Annotated in this window: 19 protein-coding genes and 1 tRNA gene; 9 read left to right on the top strand and 11 right to left on the bottom strand. The window is 63.6% G+C overall.

What is annotated here, in order from left to right; translation table 11 throughout:
* Positions 1-76: 76 nt before the first annotated feature.
* A complete protein-coding gene (locus tag ABC729_RS07525; protein WP_495607010.1) occupies positions 77-1,402 on the top strand; it encodes a nucleotidyl cyclase domain-containing protein in 1,326 nt (441 codons plus the stop codon).
* A gap of 4 nt (positions 1,403-1,406) precedes the next feature.
* On the opposite strand, the gene ABC729_RS07520 is transcribed toward ABC729_RS07525, so the two are convergent.
* The 4 genes from ABC729_RS07520 to ABC729_RS07505 form a co-directional block, all read right to left on the bottom strand.
* The gene (locus ABC729_RS07520; RefSeq protein ID WP_495607009.1) at positions 1,407-3,698 is read right to left on the bottom strand and encodes an ATP-binding protein; all 2,292 of its coding nucleotides are present in this window, start codon (positions 3,696-3,698) and stop codon (positions 1,407-1,409) included.
* A 4-nt stretch (positions 3,699-3,702) separates the two neighbouring features.
* Positions 3,703-4,683, bottom strand: a complete 981-nt coding sequence (locus ABC729_RS07515; protein WP_495607008.1) for an ABC transporter substrate-binding protein — start codon at positions 4,681-4,683, stop codon at positions 3,703-3,705.
* A 142-nt stretch (positions 4,684-4,825) separates the two neighbouring features.
* A complete protein-coding gene (locus ABC729_RS07510) occupies positions 4,826-5,377 on the bottom strand; it encodes a GNAT family N-acetyltransferase (protein ID WP_495607007.1) in 552 nt (183 codons plus the stop codon).
* 21 nt (positions 5,378-5,398) lie between these two features.
* On the bottom strand, positions 5,399-6,328 hold the full coding sequence (locus ABC729_RS07505; RefSeq protein WP_495607006.1) for an N-formylglutamate amidohydrolase: 930 nt from the start codon (positions 6,326-6,328) through the stop codon (positions 5,399-5,401).
* Positions 6,329-6,525: 197 nt separating this feature from the next.
* Here ABC729_RS07505 and ABC729_RS07500 point away from each other — a divergent pair.
* Positions 6,526-6,600: transfer RNA gene (locus ABC729_RS07500), tRNA-Val, on the top strand.
* Positions 6,601-6,664: 64 nt separating this feature from the next.
* On the opposite strand, the gene ABC729_RS07495 is transcribed toward ABC729_RS07500, so the two are convergent.
* Entirely contained in the window at positions 6,665-7,576 is a 912-nt protein-coding gene (locus tag ABC729_RS07495; protein WP_495608655.1) for a mitochondrial fission ELM1 family protein, read from the bottom strand.
* Positions 7,577-7,750: 174 nt separating this feature from the next.
* Here ABC729_RS07495 and ABC729_RS07490 point away from each other — a divergent pair, with 174 nt between their 5' ends.
* Positions 7,751-8,269 carry an Lrp/AsnC family transcriptional regulator gene (locus tag ABC729_RS07490; protein ID WP_495607005.1) on the top strand — a complete coding sequence of 173 codons (519 nt, stop codon included), beginning with the start codon at positions 7,751-7,753 and terminating at the stop codon, positions 8,267-8,269.
* A gap of 41 nt (positions 8,270-8,310) precedes the next feature.
* On the opposite strand, the gene chrA is transcribed toward ABC729_RS07490, so the two are convergent.
* Positions 8,311-9,573, bottom strand: coding sequence for a chromate efflux transporter (chrA, locus tag ABC729_RS07485; RefSeq protein WP_495607004.1), 1,263 nt, complete (start codon positions 9,571-9,573; stop codon positions 8,311-8,313).
* Positions 9,574-9,713: 140 nt separating this feature from the next.
* Between chrA and ABC729_RS07480 the strand changes: the two genes are divergently transcribed.
* Entirely contained in the window at positions 9,714-10,304 is a 591-nt protein-coding gene (locus ABC729_RS07480) for an FMN-binding negative transcriptional regulator (protein ID WP_495607003.1), read from the top strand.
* On the opposite strand, the gene ABC729_RS07475 is transcribed toward ABC729_RS07480, so the two are convergent.
* Positions 10,301-10,936 carry a LysE family translocator gene (locus tag ABC729_RS07475; RefSeq protein WP_495607002.1) on the bottom strand — a complete coding sequence of 212 codons (636 nt, stop codon included), beginning with the start codon at positions 10,934-10,936 and terminating at the stop codon, positions 10,301-10,303. The genes ABC729_RS07480 and ABC729_RS07475 overlap by 4 nt on opposite strands.
* A gap of 57 nt (positions 10,937-10,993) precedes the next feature.
* Entirely contained in the window at positions 10,994-11,893 is a 900-nt protein-coding gene (gene serB / locus ABC729_RS07470; protein ID WP_495608654.1) for a phosphoserine phosphatase SerB, read from the bottom strand.
* Positions 11,894-12,123: 230 nt separating this feature from the next.
* Between serB and miaA the strand changes: the two genes are divergently transcribed.
* The 5 genes from miaA (at position 12,124) to ABC729_RS07445 (ending at position 17,663) form a co-directional block, all read left to right on the top strand.
* Entirely contained in the window at positions 12,124-13,065 is a 942-nt protein-coding gene (gene miaA, locus ABC729_RS07465; protein WP_495607001.1) for a tRNA (adenosine(37)-N6)-dimethylallyltransferase MiaA, read from the top strand.
* A 100-nt stretch (positions 13,066-13,165) separates the two neighbouring features.
* Positions 13,166-14,932 (top strand): acetolactate synthase 3 large subunit, encoded by a 1,767-nt coding sequence (locus ABC729_RS07460; protein ID WP_495607000.1) that lies wholly within the window; start codon positions 13,166-13,168, stop codon positions 14,930-14,932.
* Positions 14,933-14,989: 57 nt separating this feature from the next.
* Positions 14,990-15,502: an acetolactate synthase small subunit gene (gene ilvN / locus ABC729_RS07455; protein ID WP_495606999.1), complete on the top strand. Its 513-nt coding sequence runs from the start codon at positions 14,990-14,992 to the stop codon at positions 15,500-15,502.
* Positions 15,503-15,584: 82 nt separating this feature from the next.
* Complete coding sequence (gene ilvC / locus ABC729_RS07450; protein ID WP_495606998.1) at positions 15,585-16,604, top strand: ketol-acid reductoisomerase; 1,020 nt, start codon at positions 15,585-15,587, stop codon at positions 16,602-16,604.
* Positions 16,605-16,820: 216 nt separating this feature from the next.
* On the top strand, positions 16,821-17,663 hold the full coding sequence (locus ABC729_RS07445; RefSeq protein ID WP_495606997.1) for a hypothetical protein: 843 nt from the start codon (positions 16,821-16,823) through the stop codon (positions 17,661-17,663).
* On the opposite strand, the gene alr is transcribed toward ABC729_RS07445, so the two are convergent.
* The 3 genes from alr to ABC729_RS07430 all read right to left on the bottom strand — a co-directional run bounded on the left by alr (position 17,664) and on the right by ABC729_RS07430 (position 21,633).
* Positions 17,664-18,797: an alanine racemase gene (alr, locus tag ABC729_RS07440; protein WP_495606996.1), complete on the bottom strand. Its 1,134-nt coding sequence runs from the start codon at positions 18,795-18,797 to the stop codon at positions 17,664-17,666.
* Positions 18,787-20,292 carry a replicative DNA helicase gene (locus ABC729_RS07435; RefSeq protein ID WP_495606995.1) on the bottom strand — a complete coding sequence of 502 codons (1,506 nt, stop codon included), beginning with the start codon at positions 20,290-20,292 and terminating at the stop codon, positions 18,787-18,789. Before ABC729_RS07435 ends, alr begins: the two co-directional genes overlap by 11 nt.
* 105 nt (positions 20,293-20,397) lie before the next feature.
* The gene (locus tag ABC729_RS07430) at positions 20,398-21,633 is read right to left on the bottom strand and encodes a cyclopropane fatty acid synthase (protein WP_495606994.1); all 1,236 of its coding nucleotides are present in this window, start codon (positions 21,631-21,633) and stop codon (positions 20,398-20,400) included.
* Positions 21,634-21,759 lie beyond the last annotated feature (126 nt).

The raw sequence follows: 21,759 nt of genomic DNA, 5'->3' as shown, positions 1-21,759 counted from the left end.
ACAAGCCGGGTGTAGGATCAGCAAATCCTCACATACGGAAAGGCGGCTCCCCATGCTCAGGCTGGTCGGGAGGGTGTTGGCTTCTATTCGTGGCGAAGGCGCTGAACGCGCCCCGGCCCGTACCAATGGGTCCGCGCGCAAGGTTTCCTCTTGTAAACAACAGGAAGATGCCGGACCTCCCCTGGCCGACGCGAACGCCGCCGATGCGCTGCGCCGCATTTTCTCACGCCGCGACCCGGCCCAGGCAGGCAGCATCCATCTGATGGGGCTGGAAAGCCTGCGCGATCGTCTGGGTGGGCGCTGGGCGCCTGTGGCTGATCGGGTGCATGTGGTCACGTCGAAACTACTGGACCAGTATCTGTCCCCCCATGACACTTGGTTCCGCCATGGCGGGGAAGCCTATGTTGTGGTCTTTGCCCAACTGGGTCCCGAACAGGCCCGCCTGATCTGCGCCAAGGTCGTGGAGGAGTTGCAGATATTGCTGCTGGGGGAGGCGGATACTGCTTCCATCACGGTGCGCACCGCCGTGCATGAGATCGGGTCGGATGTGATGTTGGTGCCGGCCAGCCTTAAAGAAATGCTGGAAGATGCCGCCGGACAGCTGGCGCAGGCCGATATTCTCGGCAATGCTGCCTATGACCGGGTTGCTGGCGCTCTGCCATCTCAGAAGGAAAAGCTGGGGCCGCTGGAGGTACGCTACCGTCCCGTCTGGGACGTTAAGCAGCAGGTCGTCTCCACCTTCATCGCGCGCACCTGCCGTTCCCGTCCGGGCCGCAGCCCCCTCTGGGCCTATGATTGCCTGGAAGACCCGGAGGATCCGCAACAGATTCTGGCCCTGGACCTGCATCTGATCCAGGAAGCAGTGGGCACCGCCCTGGAACTCTATGAGAACCGTTTCCGCTTCTTCCTGTCCGTGCCCATCCATTTCGAAAGCTTGGCGGTGCTGGGCCGCCGGCGGGAAGTAGTGGCGGTGCTGCAGTCCATTCCCGCCCATATGCGGCCTTTCATGACCTATCATCTCTACGGCGTCCCGGCGGGCGTTCCCACCGGGCGGCTGTCGGAATTGGTAGGGGCTGTGCGTCCCTATGGCCGCACAACCATGGTTGTTGTTGAAACGGTCAGCAACGACCTGCCAACCCTGGCTGCCGCCGGTGCCCGCGTGGCGGCAGCTTACCTGCCGTCCGGTCTTTCCGTGGACCGTGCCCGCACCGACCTTCTGCGCTTCGGTGCCGTCGCCGCCAAGAACCGGCTATCGACCTCGGTGGAGGGTGTGGATAGTCTCGCCATGGAACGGCTGTGCGAGGAGGCGGGGATCAATTTCCTGTCTGGCGACCTGATCGGCGACTGGGTGGAAGTACCCGAACATGCCGCCCGCCGTTCGCTGGCCGATTTCCGGCGCTAAGGGCCTATACCCCGGCCTCGGCTGCGGTCAACTGTTCGGCCATCTGCCTTCCCCTGGCAATCGCCGCCGAACAGAGGGCGGGCAGCGTGGCGGTCAGACGCGTGACCTCGGCCTTATCGCCCGCATCGGCGGCAATCATCAAGGCGCGGCAATGCAGTGACAGCGGCATGAAGCCCAGATTGCCAGCAGCGGATACCAGCGAATGCGCTTCACGCTCGATCCGGTGCAGATCGTCACCTGCCGCCATGATCATGTCCACCCGCGCGCAGAAGGATGTCAGCGCATCGTTCAGAAGCTGCGCCCCGATCTCCTCCCCCACCACCAGCAGCAGGTTATCCAGGATATCCTGATCCAGTGGCGGTGCCGTCTCCTCCGGCGCTGTCACCGGTTCGGTCTGGTGGGCGGTTTCCATGGCTGTCGGGCGGAAGCCGGCAATGTCGGCAATGGCCTGGTTAAGGGCCTGCGGCGTCACCGGCTTGGCGATATGGCCATTCATTCCGGCGTCCAGACAGGCGTCACGCTCCTCACGCAGGACATTGGCGGTCAGCGCCAGGATGGGCAGGGTGTGCCCCGCTTGCCGGATGCGGCGCGTCGCTTCCATCCCGTCCAGGATCGGCATCTGCACATCCATCAGCACCAGATCGTAAACGGTATCTCCGCGCGTGACGTCCTGCACCGCCTCCGCCCCGTTCTCCACCACCGTTACCCGGTGTCCGGCCTTCTCCAGGATGGCGCGGACCAGCATCTGGTTGGCGAACACATCCTCGGCCAGCAGGATCGACAAGGGCCGGTAGGAGGGCAGGGCGGCGATTACCGCCGCTGGCTCCGGCTCCAGGGGGGGGGCGGCGGCGATGGCCAGCGGCAGGGTGACCTCGAACCGGCTGCCGATATCGGGCTGGCTTTGCACATCGATGCGGCCTTCCATGGCCTCCACCAGACGCTTGGTGATCGCCAGACCCAGGCCCGTGCCGCCGAAGCGGCGTGTCACCGACGCGTCCAGTTGTGTGAAGGGCATGAACAGATGCTTCAACCGATCAGCGGGAATGCCCATGCCGGTATCGGTGACCGTGAATCGCATCTGCACACCGGTTCGGGTGACGGATAGGACCACCTCTCCGTCCGACGTGAACTTCACAGCGTTGGATAGCAGGTTCAGCAGCACTTGCCGCAACCGAGCGGCATCACCCAGCACCCATTTCGGCAGATCGTCGGAAATCTCCGCCCGGATCGACAGGCCCTTGTCAGCGGCGCGCGGGCTCAGCAGGGCCACGCAGCTTTCGGCCAGCCCCGCGGGGGCAAGCGGCCCCATCTCCAGCTCCAGCCGCCCCGCCTCGATTTTCGACAGGTCCAGGATGTCATCGACAATGGCGACCAGGGCGCGCGACGCCTCCATCTGCAGGGAAAGCCATTTCTCCCGCTCCGCCACCGGTGCCCGTTCGTCGCGCAACAGATCGGCGAACCCGATGATGGCATTCAAGGGCGTGCGGATTTCATGGCTCATATTGGCCAGAAAGGCGCTTTTGGCACGTTCGGCGACTTCGGCCTGTACCTTGGCGACGGACAGCGCCTCCACCTTGCCGGCAATGTCGGCGTAAAGGGTCTGCAGCTGTTCGGCCATATGGTTGACGCCTGACGACAGCACCGCGAACTCGTCCTTGCCCGTCACATCCAGACGGTGGTCAAGTCGTCCCTGGCCGATGGTGGCCATGCCGTCGGCGATGCGGTTCAGGCCCCTGATCACGCGCTGGCTGGCGGCCATGGCGGCGGCGACCGTGATGGCCAGCAGCAGCAGCGGCAGCACCTGCAACACCAGCAGCAGGCGACCGCGTGCATACACCCGCTCATTGGCCTGCGCCGCCAGACGGTCTGCATCCGACGCCATCACGTTATAGCGCAGTTGCAACGTATCCTGAGCGATGCGGGCCGCATCCGGGTTCAGTCGCGCCTGCGCCAGCCGTGTCATGCCGTCTTGCATCAGCAGATTATCGGCCGACAGTCGGCGCAGCAGCGCCTGATCGGCCGGATCGGTCAATTCGACTTGCAACCGTGCCAGCTCGGCGGTCAGGCGGTCATGCTGGCGGTGCCATTGGAACAGGGCGCGCTCGCTACCCTTGTCTCCAAAATCGTGGACCAGCAGGCTCAATTCGAAGACGCTGCGCACCACCGACTGCGCCTCGGTCACCCGCGCCGTGTAGATGCCCATCCATTTCCACGACCAGATGGCCGACGCCGTGGAAACGCTGACGGCCAGCGCCGCGAAGACCAGGGTCGTGGTGATCCGCCGCCGGATGCTCATCCTGTCAGTCCAGCACCGTGACCCGCGTGGGGTCCACCGCCCTCAGGATGTCGCTTTGCAGATGTCCCAGCATTTCCGGTCCCGGATTGCCGCCGGCCCGGCGGACATGGCCTTCGATGGACAGCAGTAATGCCTGATCCAGCCGTAAGGTGAAACCATAGCTTTCCCAATGCCGCCGGACCAGCGTCTCATCAATGCCGGTGGCGGCGGCCACGATGGGTATCGCCTTCTCCCGGTCGCGCAGGATGGACCATTCTGCCGCCAGCAGGGCGCGCACGAACCGCACCAGCGCATCATGCTTGGCATCCACCACATCCTTGCGCGCCGAAAGGACCCAGCTGCCGGTATAGAGGCCCGGTGCCGTCAGCACGTCGATCCCTTGCGGAAACAGGGCAGCGGCCCCGACACGCACAGTGGTCCAGACCGAGGCGGCATCGATATCGCCCCGGGCCATGGCCGCCATGATTTCCCCGCTTTCAAACGGCAGCAGCGTGACCTCGTCCCGCAGGCCGGCCTGGAGCAGCATCAGGTCCAGGAAATATTGGGAATTGGTGTCGGGCGTGTAACCGATTCGCTTGCCTGCTAGCGCTTCCGGTCGGGTCAGCCCGCTGCCCGACGGCGACGCGATAACGACGTCGCGATCCGACGTCTGGACCGTGGAGATGATGCGGATCGGCTTCCCGGCGATCATGGCGTTGGAAGCGGGGACATCGGAAGACAGGGACAGATCTGTCTTGCCCCCCAGCAGCGTTTCCATCGCCACCTTGCCATTGGCGACGGGGACCAGTTCTACTGTCAGGCCTTCATCGGCGAAATAGCCCTCCGCCTCTGCCACAAAGATCAGGGCCGACATCATCTGCCGGCTTTCCGCCACGCTGAGATGCTGGCGCGGCGCGGTTCCACGGAACTGGACCCACAGGCCGGCGGTCAGCCCGATGGCCAGTGCCGCCAGCACCCAACGTAGCCATGTACGTTTGTCACCCATGCCGCACAGGTTCCCCTTCGTGCCGGTCGCCATTGCGCCGGTCCTCGCCGGAATACAACCTATCAGGCATGCGGGCGTGTGACCGCCATCGTCGACCTATCCTTTTGGTCAGAACAGAAACGGGGATCGGGAAACCGGCGCGTTACAGCGGAAGTGGCAATCCCGGATGGTCATTGGGGCCCGGCGGCGGTGCATCCGGGTCGCCCAGCGGGCGCACCATCATGACCCAATCCAGCCAGCGCCCGTGCTTCACGCCCAGGCCGGGAATGCTGCCGGCCTGCTCGAAGCCCAGCGCCCGGTGCAGCCCGACCGATCCTTCATTGCTGCCATCGCCGATCACGGCCACCATGCGGCGATATCCGGCGCGTGTGCATTGATCAATCAGCGCCTTCAGCAGGGCGCGGCCCACCCCGGCCCCCTGCGCTTCCGGTGCCACATAGATGGAATTCTCCACCGTGAAGCGATAGCCGGGTCGGGATCGGAACGGGCTGCCATAGGCATAGCCAAGAATCTGACCGGTCCGCTCAGCCACCAGATAGGGGAAGCCCTGGGCCTGGATTGCTGCCATGCGCATCGCCATCTCGCCCGCGTCCGGCGGTACACTTTCATAACTGGCCGTGCCCTCACTGACGTGCGGGGCATAGATGGCGGCGATGGCAGCGGCGTCGGCCGCCGTGGCGGTGCGGATATTCATCCCTGTCACTCCCCGTTCAGATCACCGCGCGCGGGGGCGAAGCTTGTCGGCGGGAACGGTCGCCAGACGGGCCACCAGCTGGCGCATATGATCCGCCAGGGTCGGGAGATAAAAACGGCGTGCCAAGGCGACCTCATCCATGTAGAGGGAGCGGTTCAATTCGATCTGCAGCGCATGCACCCCGTCGCCGGGCCGGCCATAATGGCGCGTCGTATACCCGCCCGCATAGGGCGCGTTGCGGCCAACAATATAGCCAAGGTCGGTCAACGCATCCTCCGCCGCCCCCGTCACAGCGGCATGGCAGGCGCTGCCAAAACAATCGCCCAGCACCATGTCCAGCGACCCGCTGGCCGCAGCTTCCGGCGGCAACCCGATGGAGGGCATGGAATGGCAATCGATCAGGATGCAATAGCCAAACGCGGCCCGTGTCTGATCGATCAAACCGCGCAGGGCGGCGTGATAGGGGTAGTAGCAGCGGTCGACCCGGTCCACCGCTTCTGCGAATCGCAGCCGCCGGTCATAAATCTCCTCGCCGCTGGCGACCACGCGCGGAATGGTGCCCAACCCCGCCGCTACGCGCGGGCTGCGGCTGTTCACATAAGAGGGTAGGGCACCCTCGAACATGGTGGGGTCGAATTCGAACGGTTCCCGATTGGGGTCCAGATAGGCACGCGGAAACAGCGCCAGCAGCAATGGCACGCCCAGATCGACGGCGGGTGCAAAAATCTCGTCGACGAAGCAATCCTCCGACCGGCGCAGCGTCGTGCCGTCCAGGCGGGAATGCGCCACGAAGCTTTCGGGATAATCGCGGCCGCTGTGCGGAGAGGCCAGCACGATGGGCAGTTCCACCCGTGCCGGCCGCCGCACACAGAACACATTACCCCCGATTCCGGCATCCAGGGGGCGACCGGCCGGCTTCATGCTGCTCAGGGAGGGGGTGGTGCTGCTCATGACTGAAAGATGTATCGAATTGTGAGATGCCCCGCCACCCGAACAGGCCGGGATCGAAAAAAAACGGCATTTTTCTGAAAAGAGGGTGTTGCAATGCCCGGATCAGGTGGTTATAAGCACGCCCACCCCGACGGCGCTGCCGACGACGGCGACGGAAACGAAGCCGAAGACGACGCAAAGAAAGGGTAAGGACGGATGGGCGCGTAGCTCAGCGGGAGAGCACTACCTTGACATGGTAGGGGTCACAGGTTCAATCCCTGTCGCGCCCACCATCCGTTCCAAACCAAAAGGGCCGGCACCCATCAGGGGCCGGCCCTTTGGCTTTTCCGGTTTCGTTCATCGCAACGCCAGCCGTTCGCGGACGCGCGCGGCCAGACGGGCGGTGTCGTCCAGCGGCTCGTATGTCCAGCTTTCAAGGTGGCCCTGGAAGGGCCGCGTGATGCCGTCGGCCTGCAAGGCATCATGGAATTGGGTGAATTTCGGCGCATTGCCAGGCAGGTCGATAACATGCACGGGCGTGCCCGTGCTGGCCGCCTCCGATACCATCGCCACACTGTCAGATGTGACGATCAATGCGTCGGCCAGGGCCAGCATCCCAAAATAGGGATTGGGGCCACTCCCGTCCCACAGGAAGACCGGCAGGCCCGCCAGTGATTGTTTGAGAATCGCTTCATTCTCCGCCCCTGTGCGGCGCGATGTGGTGATCAGCATCCCCACCCCCTGGTCCCGCACCAGCGCCGCCAGCTGTGCTGCCACGCCCGCCATCATCTGCGGCGTCAATTGGCAGAAGCGGTTGGAACCGCCGATCATCACGCTGACCAGCGGACGGGCCCGTCCTTCCGCCAGATGGCCCCATTCAAGAGCGGCAGCCGACAGCTTCGCCGCCGTCACGCGATGGATGGCGCCGATACTTTCCACCAGATTATCGCCTCTCTTGCCGTCATGACGGGGCAGGGACACCAGATCGAAGCGATCAAACGGCACGCCCGGATTCTGGATATGCACTCGCACCGTGCCCGGCGACCGCCGGCCCACCACCATGGACAGGGCCACCGCCTGCCGCCCCGAACTGATCAGAAGGTCGGGCCAGGGCGGGTCCAGCCGGTCTGATGCCGGGGCCAGCGGCAGGTTGAGGCCGGGCAGGGGCAGATAGGGTGTGGTTTGCCGCCACGGGTTACGCAGCCGGACCCGCTTCACGACAGGGGTGAGGTTCAGTGCCTCCGCCAGACCTAGACAGGGGTTCTCGATTCCGGCCCGCCCGTCTGAAACGACCCAGCAGGTTGGGGTTTGGTTGTTCGCATACGTATGCGAAGACTTGTCCCCAGGAAATTTTGTGTCGCAAATCGGGTCGCCCTTGCAGGTTGAGCCGTCCCGTGTAATATCCTTGCTCAAATCAAGAACTCCTGGAGTTAAAAAATCACCATGCGGCGGGTCAAACTCGACCGAATTGATCGGCGCATCCTGCGCGACCTGCAGGCGGACGGCCGGATGACCAATGTGGAATTGGCCCGGCGTGCTGGCATTTCGGCTCCCCCCTGCCTGCGGCGCGTGCGCGCGCTGGAAGAGGCAGGCTATATCCGGGGCTACCATGCCGACATCAATCCGGAATCCATGGGCTTCCATGTCACGGTTTTCGCACAGGTCGGCCTGTCGTCCCAGGCGGAAAGCGATCTGAAGCGCTTCGAATCGCTGGTCAATTCCTGGCCTGAGGTGCGGGAGTGCAACATGCTGGCCGGTGAGACAGACTTCCTGTTGAAGGTGGTCGCCGTCGATTGGGACAGCTATCAGCGCTTCCTGACCACAAAGCTGACGGCGGCGCCCAATGTCAGCCACGTGAAATCGGCCCTGGCCATCCGCCAGTCCAAATACGCCCCTGGCGTGCCGATTGATGTGGATGTCGGGCCGGAGTCGAAGGACGACGACGAAGATTTCGAGGACTGATCCTCGGCACGAAAGGGCGCCCGTCGGGTGCCCTTTTTGTTTCAGCTGACAGCCATCCGCAGCAACCCGAACGCCGCTCCCGCCAACACCAACCAATGCACCGCCAGCTTGAAGCGCAGCATGGCGACCAGGGCGATGGTGGCGACCAGCAGGGCAACCCAATCCAGCCGGCCTGAGGGCAGCAGCACCGTCTCCCCCAGAACCACGCCCAGGTTCAGGATGACGCCGACCACCGCCGCCGTGATGGCGGCCAGCGCCCCGGCTGCCGCCCGGTTGTGGATCAACGCCTCCACATAGGGCGCGCCAGCGAAGATGAAAAAGAAGCAGGGCAGGAACGTGACATAGGTGGTCAGGGCGGCACCCGTGATGCCCGCCGCCAGCGGTGATAGTCCACCCGGATGGTTCCAGCCGGCGAAGAAGCCCACATATTGCGTGACCAGGATCAGCGGCCCCGGTGTGCTTTCCGCCAGTGCCAGGCCGTTCACCATGTCGGCAGGCGTCAGCCACTGGTAATTCTCCACCGCGCGTTCGGCGATGAAGGGCAGCACCGCATAGGCCCCGCCAAAGGTGACAAAGGCTGCCGTTGTGAACAGGTCGGCAATGTCGGCCCAGGGATTGGTGCCCAGCAGCAGCACGGTGGCGACCACAGGTACCAGCAGCAGGCCCGCGAAAAGGACAGCCATACGGAGAAGACGGTTCGCACTCCGATCCATTGGCTGATCGTCGGGGACGAAATCGTCACCCATCCCATGGCCTGCCGGCGCGAAATATGTGCGTCCCGCCTTGGCTGACAGGTATCCGGTCAGCGCCGCCACCGCAATCACCGCCGGGAATGGCACTTGCCCCAGATAGAGGCCCAGAAAGGCGGCGAGCGCCAGCAGCAGCGGTGCCGGTCCCTTCAATGTCCGTCGTCCCAGCCGCCAGACGGACGCGGCGATGATGGCGATGACCACGGGCTTTACCCCGTTGAACAGGGCCGCTACCCAGGCCAGATCCCCATGGTCCGCCGCCAGCCAGGACAGGCCAAGCAGCACCAGGGCACCGGGCAGCACGAACAGCCCCCCGGCCATCAGTCCGCCCCACACCCCATGCAGACGCCAGCCGATATAAGTAGCCAACTGCTGCGCCTCCGGCCCTGGCAACAGCATGGCGAAGTTAAGCCCGTGCAGGAACCGCGTACTGTCGATCCAGCGCCGCTTATCCACCAATTCCTGCTGCATCAGCGCGATCTGCCCCGCCGGCCCGCCAAAGCTGACACAGCCCAACCAGAACCAGAACCGCAATGCCTCCCCGAAACCGGGCATCCTCATCTCCCTGTACGTATGTCGATGAATGCTGCGGGTGCGGCGGCCCGGATGCAACCTTGTCCTTGTGACAAGACAATGAATGCGCGCGATCGGCACTTGCGTCAGGAAAAGGGGGTAGAGAACCGTGGATAGGCCCGATGTACACGCCTGCGCATTTCAAAATGGAAGAGAGCGATACGCTCGACCTGCTGGAAACCCTGTCCTTCGCCACGCTGGTCAGCCTCGGCGAGGGCGGATTGCTGTCCACCCCGCTGCCCCTGCTGCTGGATCGTTCGAACGGGGGCATCCGCCTGATCGGCCATGTTGCCCGCGCCAACCCGCATTGGAAGCGGTTTGATCCCGCCGTTCCGTCACTGGCCATCTTCCAAGGCGGTGACGCCTATGTCACGCCGTCCTGGTATGTGGAGAAACAGAAGACGGGCAAGGTTGTGCCCACCTGGAACTATGTCAGCATCCATGTTCATGGACGGCTGGAAGCGGTGGAAGACCCGGTTGCCCTGCTGGAGATCGTCACCCGCCTGACCAACCGGCATGAGGCGGGACGGGAGCGGCCCTGGCAGGTCAGTGATGCGCCCGCCGACTATATCGCCGCCATGCTGCGCGGCATTGTCGGCGTCGTCCTGCATGTGGAGAAGCTGGAGGGTAAGGCCAAGCTGTCCCAGAACAAAGCCGCGGAAGACCGCGCCGCCATCCGCGCCGGGATGGCGGGGGTCCTGACCATTCCCTAAACCCGGCTCATCAATCCCAACCGGACGGCCAGCCCCAGGAACACGGTGCCGGACAGCCAGTTCAGCACCTTTGCCGCCACCGGGTTGCGGGCCAGATGCCGGCCCAGGCCGCCCGCACCCGCACCCACGGCGGCATTCACGATGGTGCCGGAAATATTCATCATCGTGCCCAGGACCAGAGCCTGTACCACGACGCTGCCGCGCGCGGGGTCGATGAATTGCGGCAGGAAGGCCAGGAAGAAGATGGCCACCTTGGGGTTCAGCATATTGGTAACGGCCCCGCGCAGAAAGATACGACTGATATCCCGCTGCGTGACCTTCGTACCATCGGCGACCGGCGGTGCGGCGCGGAACGTGTTCCAGGCCAGCCAGACCAGATAGGCGGCCCCTGTCCAGCGCACGATCTCAAACAGCAGGGGAGAGGCCATCAGCAGTCCGGCCAGTCCGAAGGCCGCCGCTGCTGTATGGACCATGGCCCCGCAGGCTACGCCCAGCGAGGCGGCAATGCCTGCCTTCGGCCCGCGATGCGCCCCGCTGCCCAGGCAGAACAGCATGTCAGGACCCGGCGTCAGGTTCAGCGCCAGGGCGGCGGCCATGAACAGCAGCAATGTTTCGAGGGGGAAGGCAGGCATGGGCGGGGCACTCCATCCAGGAAATCTCCGCCGCCCATGCTGCCGCCGGCGTCGGCCTTACGCCACCACGATTTCTTCAGCCCTGTATCCCTGAATATAGAGAAGGGCGGTCAGGTCGCCATGGTCGATACGCGCGCGCGCCTGGGCCGCTACGCTGGGCTTGGCGTGATAGGCCACACCCATGCCGGCGGCCATCAGCATAGGCAGGTCATTGGCACCGTCGCCAACGGTGATGCTGGCCGCCACGGGCACGCGGTGGGCCGAGGTGATGCGGATCAGGGCCTGGTGCTTGGCATCCTTGTCCAGGATCGGCTCAAACACCGTTCCGGCCAGCCTGCCCCCCTCGACAATCAGGTCATTGGCCTGATCCTCGTCAAAGCCCAGGGTTTCGCGCACATGTGCGGTGAAGGTCTTGAACCCGCCCGATACCAGAGCGCAATAGACCCCGTGCTTCTTCAAGGTGGCGATCAGGGTGGCGGCCCCTGGCATATAGGTAATGCGACCGATCATGTCCGTCAGCACGCCGGCATCCAAGCCGGCCAGCAGCGCCACACGTTCGCGCAGTGCGCCCTTGAAATCGATCTCGCCGTTCATGGCGCGGTGGGTGATGGCGGCAATGCGGTCACGGGCACCGACCAGATCCCCCAACTCATCCAGCATTTCCTGCTGAATGATGGTCGATTCCATATCGGCGACCAGCACGGATTTGCGCCGACCCTCCACGGGCTGGGCCACGATATCCACCGGCTTGCCCGCCAGCGCCTTGGCCACCGCGGCCTGTGCCTGGTCATCGTTCAGACCGTTGAAACCGATATCGCAGGCAATGCCCGGCACCAGCCAGTCCGCCGGTGCCGTCTCCGCCCCCAGATCGGACAGCGCGGCGCGCGCATTCTTGGCGACGGCATCATCCAGCGTGAAGACAGCCGGATCGGCGATCAGGGTCAAGACTTGGCGCAGCATCGGATATCCCGTCCAATTGGGGTGGTCGATTGCGGCCCTTATCGCCGCTGCGGGGCGGGAGCGCAATGGGGCGCGGCGGGAGGCGGGGATGCTTGAACAGGCAGCGCCGCTCTGCGTGCTGCTGGTATTGTCTCACTTGTCATGATCCCGATTGGGCATTACCACCTCAACCTATGAAAACCGACTCCCACCTACCGACGGGTAGGGCGCCAGCACGCCCCGTCCTCGTGATCGGCGGCCCCACTGCCTCGGGCAAGTCCGGATTGGCGCTGGCCTGGGCGAAGCGTGCCGGTGGCGTGGTGATCAATGCTGATAGCATGCAGGTCTATGCCGATCTGCGCGTCGTCACCGCCCGCCCGTCGGCGGTGGACGAGGTGGAGGCACCGCACACACTATATGGTGTCGTGCCGGCGTCGGTGCGGATGAGTGCGGCGCGTTGGCGCGAACTGGCGCTGGCGGAGGTCGACAGAGCGCATGCCGGCGGGCACCTGCCCATCGTGGTGGGCGGCACCGGGCTTTATCTGCGCTCCCTGATGCAGGGACTGTCCGACATTCCCGACATTCCCGCCGATGTCCGTCAGGCCGCCATGGATTTGCAGGCGGAGGTCGGCAGCCCCGCCCTGCATGCCCGGCTGGCAGCGTTGGACCCCGCCACCGCCGCGCGCCTGCACCCGACCGACAGCCAGCGCCTGATACGCGCATGGGAGGTGATCCAGGCGACAGGTCGTTCAATTAGCGACTGGCAGGCCGCCCCGCCCACCGATGTCCCCACGCACCTGTCCTTCACCACGCTGGTCGTGGAACCGCCGCGTCCGCGTCTTTACGCACAATGTGACCAGCGGTTCCTGACCATGCTGGCGCAGGGGGCGGAAGCGGAGGTGGCGGCCCTGATGGCTCAGGGTCTGGATCCGGCGCTTCCTGCCATGAAGGCGCTGGGCGTGCCCGAAATCGCTGCCATCCTGTCCGGTGCCCTGGACCGGGAAACTGCGATTGCCAAGGCACAGCAACTGACGCGAAATTATGCCAAGCGGCAATTAACATGGTTTCGGAACCAAATGCCTGCCGCAGTGCGATTGGATTCGACGGAACTTGCATCCGAAGGCGCGTTCGCGAAATTTTATGACCAGATCATGACAGGCATGACTAAGATCATTGCCAAAACCGGTTGACCATCTTTCCGGTTCCGTCTAGGGTGCCGCCACGTCGCCTTTCGCCCCTGCGAGATGCGGCGTTTTTCAACCCTGTTGGAACTGTTTGAAAGCGTCTGCCATGTCTTCGGGAACCATCCTCTCCGGCGCGGAAATCGTCATCAAGGCCCTTCGGGACCAAGGTGTAGATACGATCTTCGGGTATCCGGGCGGGGCGGTACTACCCATCTATGATGCGCTGTTCAAACAGAACCAGATCAAGCACATCCTGGTTCGCCACGAACAGGCCGCCGTCCACGCCGCAGAGGGCTATGCTCGTTCGTCCGGCAAGGTCGGCGTCGTGCTGGTCACGTCCGGCCCTGGTGCCACCAATGCCGTCACCGGTCTGGTTGATGCGTTGATGGACAGCATTCCCATCGTCTGCCTGACGGGTCAGGTGCCGACGCATCTGATCGGCAATGACGCATTCCAGGAATGCGACACGACCGGCATCACGCGGCCCGCGACCAAGCACAATTATCTGGTCAAGGACGTGAACAATCTGGCCCGCACGCTGCACGAAGCGTTTTATGTGGCTAAGAATGGCCGTCCCGGCCCCGTCGTCATCGACATCCCTAAGGATGTGCAGTTCGCCGACGGCACCTATCGTACCCCCGGCGAAAGCCAGCCCAAGAGCTACCGCCCGCAGGTGAAGCCCGACCTGAACAAGGTTGAGGAAGCGGTGGAGATGCTGGCCAACGCCAAGCGTCCCATCTTCTATGTCGGCGGCGGTGTCATCAATGCTGGCCCCGTGGCCAGCCAATTGCTGACGCAGCTGGTGCGCATGACTGGCTATCCCTGCACCACCACCCTGATGGGGCTGGGCGCCTATCCCGCCCATGATCAGCAGTGGCTGGGCATGCTGGGCATGCACGGCACCTACGAGGCCAATCTGGCCATGCATGGCTGTGACCTGATGGTCTGCGTCGGCGCCCGTTTCGATGACCGTGTCACCGGCAAGGTCAGCGAATTCAGCCCGAATTCCAAGAAGATCCATATCGATATCGACCCGTCGAACATCAACAAGAATGTCCGGGTCGATCTGCCCATCGTCGGTGACGCGGCCTATGTCCTGGAAGACATGATCCGCATCTGGAAGGCGCGCAACAAGCGCGCTGATCAGGCGGCGCTGAAGGCTTGGTGGGACCAGATTGCGGTCTGGCGGTCTAAGGACTGCCTGAAGTACGACAAGACCGACAGGGTCATCAAGCCGCAGTACGCGCTGGAACGCCTGCGCGCCGCTATCCAGGGCCGCGACGATGTGTTCATCTCCACCGAGGTGGGCCAGCATCAGATGTGGGCGGCGCAGTTCCTGCCCTTCAACAAGCCCAACCGCTGGCTGACCTCGGGCGGCCTTGGCACCATGGGTTATGGCCTGCCGGCCGCCATCGGGGCCCAGATTGCCAATCCTGGCGCGCTGTGTATCGATGTCGCCGGTGAGGCGTCGATCCAGATGAATATCCAGGAAATGTCGACGGCCCTGCAATACCGCCTGCCGGTCAAGGTCTTCATCCTGAACAATCAGTGGATGGGCATGGTCCGGCAGTGGCAGGAATTGCTGCACGGCTCCCGCTATTCCGAAAGCTATTCCGAAGCGCTGCCCGACTTCGTGAAGCTGGCAGATGCCTTCGGCGGCGTGGGCCTGCGCGCCACCAAAGTATCGGAAGTGGACGATGTCATCGCGGAGATGATCGCCATCCCGCGCCCGGTCATCGTCGATATGTGCGTGGATCAGAAGGAAAACTGCTTCCCCATGATCCCCGGCGGCAAGGCCCACAACGAGATGTTGCTGGGCCCCGCGGACAAGGTGTCCGAGGCCACGCCGGAGGAGGGGATGGTGCTGGTGTAAACCAGCCGCCCCAACCCCTTCGCCCGATAAAGACCAGTTTTCCCGGAGCCTCGCCCCGTGACCCAAGATACCAGCATTCGTCGCCACACCATCTCCGTGCTCGTCGATAACGAGCCGGGCGTGCTGGCCCGCGTTATCGGCCTGTTTTCCGGCCGTGGCTATAATATCGAAAGCCTGACCGTGGCCGAGATCGATGCCGGCGACAGCCTGTCGCGCATCACCATCGTCACCTCCGGCACGCCGATGATCATCGAACAGATCAAGGTGCAGCTGGACCGTCTGGTGCCTGTCCACAAGGTCAAGGACCTGACCCTGGAAGGCCCGTTCATCGAGCGGGAGATGGCCCTGGTCAAGGTCGTGGCCAATGGCGAAAAGCGGGTGGAGAGCCTGCGCATCGCCGATGTGTTCAAGGCCCGCGTCGTGGACGCCACCATTTCCAGCTTTGTGTTCGAAATCACCGGCACCGCCGAGGATCTGAACCGCTTCATCGACCTGATGCAGCAGCTGGGTGAGGTCGATATCAGCCGGACGGGTGCTGCCGCCCTGTCGCGCGGCACCGCGACCTTCTAAGATCACCCCTTTCCCCCAATGCCGGGACCCCGCGCCGGGGACCGGACCTGACCACAGCAGAGCAGAACGAAGGAACATTCCCATGCGCGTCTATTACGATCGCGACGCCGACGTCAACCTGGTCAAGGGCAAGAAGGTGGCCATTGTCGGCTATGGCAGCCAGGGCCATGCCCACGCCCAGAATCTGCGCGACAGCGGCGTAACCGACGTGATCATCGCGCTGAAGGCCAATTCGCCGACCCGCGCCAAGGCCGAAGCCGCCGGCTTCAAGTGCGTCACCCCGGCGGAGGCTGCGGCCACCGCCGACGTGATCATGATCCTGACGCCGGACGAGCATCAGGCCGAGCTGTATAACAACGAGATCGGCCCGAACCTGAAGCAGGGTTCCGCCATTGCGTTCGCCCACGGCCTGAACGTCCACTTCCGCCTGATCGAGCCACGCCCCGACACGGACGTGTTCATGATCGCCCCGAAGGGCCCCGGCCACACCGTGCGCGGTGAATATAAGAAGGGCGGCGGCGTTCCCTGCCTGGTCGCCGTTCACCAGAACGCCTCGGGCAATGCCTTCGACGTCGCCCTGTCTTATGCCTCCGCCGTCGGTGGTGGCCGTTCGGGCATCATCGAGACCACCTTCAAGGAAGAGTGCGAAACCGACCTGTTCGGTGAGCAGGCTGTCCTGTGCGGTGGCCTGACCAAGCTGATCCAGGCTGGTTTCGAGACCCTGGTCGAAGCCGGCTACGCCCCGGAAATGGCCTATTTCGAGTGCCTGCACGAAGTGAAGCTGATCGTGGACCTGATCTACGAAGGTGGCATCGCCAACATGCGCTACTCGATCTCCAACACGGCCGAATATGGTGACTATGTCACCGGTCCGCGCATCGTGACGGATGAAACCAAGGCCGAGATGAAGCGTGTGCTGACGGACATCCAGTCCGGCCGTTTCGTGCGCGACTGGATGCTTGAAAACAAGGCCGGCACCCCGTCCTTCAAGGCTACCCGCCGCATTGAGGCCGAGCATCCGATCGAGGAAGTGGGTGCCAAGCTGCGCGCCATGATGCCCTGGATCTCCGCCAACAAGCTGGTGGACAAGTCCAAGAACTAAGCCGTTTCAGGAGCTTAGTGATGCTGATGCCGCCCGGTGGGGAAACCTGCCGGGCGGTTTCCGTTTTGGCACATATCACTAAAGATACAATTTTACTGACTTGCCCGTATCGCGCGAGTGCCTTACCTTTTAGGTGGATCAAAATGATCGCCTTTGGGGGAGCCCATGATCTCGCTAAACGCGAGTCCGCTCTTCAGCGCCACGAATTCTCTGGCGATGAAGTCGGCTATCGACCGCCATGTCGATAAGGCGGTCGAGGAACGATTCAAGAAGACCGACGCCCAGCAATATCAGGGCCGGTCCCAGCAAGACATCTATAAGCGCCTGATGGAAATCGGCGTCACCGGTGGCGGGTTCGAGGAAGCCGCCAAAAGCGCTGCGCGCGTCGAGGAACTGGGCAAATATATGGATCAGGCCCGGTCAGAGATCGACCGCAAGGCCGCCAATGAGAAACTGACCCAGTCCAAGCGCCGTATGGGCGAGCTGGAACAGGAGGCGCGTCAGGCTGCCGCGCGGGGCGATGCCCGCAAGCTGGCGCAGATCGCCCGTGAAGCCAGCGGCATGACCCGCAAGCTGGCCGATGAAGCCAAAGGCTTGGTGGAGGGACGCAATGTCGATCCCGCCGAACGCGCCGCCGCCATCGCGCGCGGCGAACCCGATCCTGCCAAGCCTGTGGAGCCGCAGCCCGGTATGACCGCCGGCGGCGTTCCGGTCTCCTATGCCCGTGCCTATGTGCAGGAGGTCCGCGATTTTGCGGGTCGCGCCCGTACCTTGCTGACCCAGGCCGAAGCCAACAAGGGCAACACCCTGTGGATGAGCGAGGAGGAAAAGCAGAAGTTCGAGGAAACCCTGAAAGCCTCGCGCGATGATCTGGCGGCGGCGGGTGAAACCCTGGAACGGCTGAATGGCACCCTGGAAACCATTGATCCCGGCGGGGCGGCGGATGCAGCCAGCACCACCGCCGGAACGGTGATGGATATGACCTACACCAGCACCTATACCGAGACGCTGACCATCGCGGTGCAGACCACGGAATCCTTCGTATCCATCACGGCCTGATCAGCCGTTGATATAAATCCGGTGATAGCGTGACCCGAGGCGTGTCAACACCTCATACCCGATGGTGCCGGCCTCCCGTGCCACCTGATCGACGTCGCGATGCGGGCCGATAATGTCGGCCCAGTCACCGACCTGAAGCAGATGGTCGGGCACGCCCGTGACATCGGCGGTCAGCAGGTCCATCGATACCCGTCCGATCAGGGGGGCGGCATGGCCTGCGACCATGGCAACACCCTTGCCGGCCAGCGACCAGGGGTAGCCATCGGCATAGCCCATACCCAGGGCCGCCACCTTGCCCGGTGCCGCCACGCGATGCGTCGCGTCATACCCGACCGTGTCGGGCGGGGCAACATCGCGGATTTGCAGGATGCGGGCCAGCAGCTTGGTGACGGGCCGCATCGGGTTGGACGCCCAAGGGGCGGGGTTGGGGCCGTAAAGCCCGATGCCCGGCCGCACCAGATCGAAATGGTAATCCGTCCCGTGGAAGATACCGGCGGAGTTGGACAGGCTGACCGGCGCTTTGGGCAGCCGCGCCAGTGCCGCGCGCACCCGCCGCAACTGTTCCGCCGTAAACGGATTGACCGGATCATCGGCGCAGGCCAAATGGCTCATCCAGGCCTGGAGATCGATGCTATCCAGCATGGATGCTGGATTATTGCATAACCGATCCAATTCAGTGGGCGGCAGTCCCAACCGATTCATTCCGGTATCGAGGTGAATAAAGCCGGGTAGTTTCCGCCCCAACTTGCGGGCATGGGCGCCCCAGCGTTCAATCTCGCACAGGCTGCTCAACACCGGCACCAGACCGCGCGCTGACAGCTCTGCCTCTGTCCCTGCGGGTACGCCATGCAGGACCAGGGTACGGGATTGGGGCAGGGCGGTCTTCACCCGCACCCCAGCCTCGATATCGGCCACGAAGAAGCTGCGCGCACCCGCCTGCCACAGGGCCGTTGCGACGGCGACGTCACCCAACCCATAGCCATTGGCCTTGACCACGGCGGCACATTCCGCCCCCGGCGCGCGGGCCGCCATATCGCGCCAATTCGCAACCAGGGCCGCCAGATCAATGACCAGCACGGCGCCAACGCGCGCCGCCTCGGGGCTGTTCAGCAACCCCGCCAGATCACTCGTCATACGATCCGCCACCATGCTGCGTGTCGAGATCGCCGAAGCGGGTATAATTGCCGTCGAAATACAGGCGCACGGTACCGACCGGGCCGTGACGCTGCTTGCCGATGATCACATCCGCGGTGTTATGGACCTGGGCCAGCCGGTCCTGCCACTGCGCGTAACGGTCGTTGTACTTGTCTTCCGACTCGTCGGGGCGGCGACCCGGCTCCGCGCGTTCCAGATAGTATTGTTCACGGAACACGAACATGACGACGTCGGCGTCCTGCTCAATGGAGCCGGATTCGCGCAGGTCCGACAGCTGCGGCCGCTTATCCTCACGGTTTTCCACCGAACGCGACAGCTGTGACAGGGCGATCACGGGCAGGTCCAGTTCCTTGGCGATCGCCTTCAGGCCGCGCGTGATCTCGGAAATTTCCTGCACACGGTTCTGTTCGCCCCGGTTCGATCCGCCGCCACGCAGCAGCTGCAAATAGTCGACGACGATCAGGCCCAGCCCATGGGTGCGCTTCAACCGGCGCGCGCGGGTACGCACGGCGGTGATGGTCAGGGCCGGCGTGTCGTCCACGAAGAAGGGCACGCGGGCCAGATACTGGCTGGCCTCCACGAACTTCGGAAAATCGGTAGCCGTGATCTCGCCACGGCGGATCTTATCGCCCGACACTTCCGCCTGATCGGCCAGGATACGCAGGGCCAGCTGTTCGGCCGACATTTCCAGCGAGAAGAAACCGACGGGTGCCCCCTCCTTGCCGCCCGACAGCATATAGGCCTTGGCGGCATTGAAGGCGATATTGGTGGCCAGCGCCGTCTTACCCATGGAGGGGCGTCCCGCCAGGATCAACAGATCGCTGGGATGCAGGCCGCCCAGTTTAGCATCCAGATCGCGCAGGCCCGAGGTGACGCCTGTCACATGACTGGACCGGCGGAACGCGGCCTCGGCACTGGCGATGGCGGCGGTAAGCGCCCGATCAAAGGGGATGAAATCGCCCTTGATGTCGCCCGTCGCCGCCAGTTCGAACAGCTTCTTTTCGGCATCCTCGATCTGGTCATTGGCCGCGACATCAATGTCGTGCTTGTAGGCCTGATTGACCATATCCTCGCCGACTTCGATCAACTGCCGGCGCAGATAGGCGTCGTGGATAACCCGCCCGTAATCTTCCAGATTATGGACCGTGACGATGGCGGCGGCCAGCCGTGCCAGATATTCCGGCCCGCCAATTTCCGACAGGTCGCGGTCCTGTTCGAAATAGGCTTTCAGGGTGATGGGGTTCGCCACCTGGCCCCGGTCGATCATCTTCAGGACAGCCTGATAGATCTTCTGGTTGGCCGGGTCGAAGAAATGCTCCGGCCGCAGGAATTCGCCAACCTTTTCAAAGGCCTTGTTATTCACAAGGATGGCGCCCAGCACCGTCTGCTCCGCCTCCTCATTGTGGGGCGGGGTGCGGTATGAAACGGGGGCGGCACCGGCAAAGCCGGACGGGTCGATCAGCTTGGTATCCATGGCGGCGGCATTCTAGCGACCCGCCCCCGTGGCGTCACGCCATCACAAGGGCAGGGGGGTAGAAACGGTGTGGATGAAAGCTGGGGATAAGCTGTGGATAATCCTTCACGCCGCCCGTATTTGCTGCTGCTCCAGCCGCCGTTCATCGCCCAGCATGTAATCGCGGGCCAGCGGCACCGCGTTCACGTCGCGCGCCATCTGTATCTGGAACACCATATGGCCCTGATGGCGGAAGGCACACTCCGCCCCCGCCAGATAGAATTCCCACATCCGGCAGAAACGTTCATCATAGAGCGCCTTTGCCTGTTCCCGCCGCGCCAGGAACCGTTCACGCCAATGGCGCAACGTTTCGGCATAATGCAGGCGCCAGATTTCCATATCGGTCAGCCACAGTCCGGCGCCCTCGATGGCCGGCGTCACCTCCGACAGGGCGGGGGAATAGCCGCCGGGGAAGATATATTTGCGAATCCAGGGATTGGTGGTTCCCGGCCCCTCCGCCCGTCCAATGGCATGCAGCAAGGCCACTCCGTCATCGGCCAACAGGTCGTGCACCCTCGTGAAGAAGGTCGGATATTGCGGCACGCCGACATGTTCGAACATGCCGACACTGACAATCCGGTCGAACCGCCCCGGCAATTCCCGGTAATCACATAGCTCGAACTGCGCCCGGTCCGACAGGCCCGCCGCTTCCGCCCGTTCCCGCGCCACTGCCAGCTGTTCCTTGGAGAGGGTTATGCCGGTAACCTGCACATCGGCCAGCTTCGCCAGCGTCAGGGCCATGCCGCCCCAGCCGCAGCCGATGTCCAGGACGCGAAGGCCGGGTTTCAGCAGAAGCTTGGCCGCGATATGTCGCTTCTTTGCCTCCTGCGCCTGATCCAGGCTCATACCCGGTCGGGGGAAGTAGGCGCAGGAATATTGGCGGTCGGCATCCAGGAACAGATCGTAGAATTGCCGCGACAGATCGTAATGATGGGCCACATTGCGCCGGGACCGATCCAGCGGGTTGCGCTGCTGGATGAAGCGCTGCACACCCACCCCGATCCGTTGCACAAGGGCACCCGCGGGACCCAGATGGCTGAACCCAGCATTGCGAGTCACCAAATCGATGAAGTCATAAAGACTGCCATCAACCATCTGCAGCGTGCCGTCCATGTAGGCCTCGCCGGCATAAAGACCGGGATGCAGGCCCAGCTTCCATTCCAGGGCCGGGTCGGTCAGGCGTATCGTGACGGACCTGACACCGTCTGTTTCTGAACCAAAACGATGGGGCTGGCCGCGTGCGTCGATGACGGTCAGGCTGCCCTGGCGGATAATGGAGCGAAGAAAACGGAACAACAGCATGTCGGTACACCCTCAAGCCGCTGATACGTCTTGAAAAGGTAGTCACGCCGCAGACCGCCGCAAAGATGCCCGAAAGAAAAAGGGCGGCCCCCCGAAAGGAACCGCCCTCTATCGCTACCTGGGTGC

It is taken from the genome of Niveispirillum sp. CC-CTL257, assembly GCF_059489915.1.
This window is presented reverse-complemented; position numbering and strand designations above follow the sequence as displayed.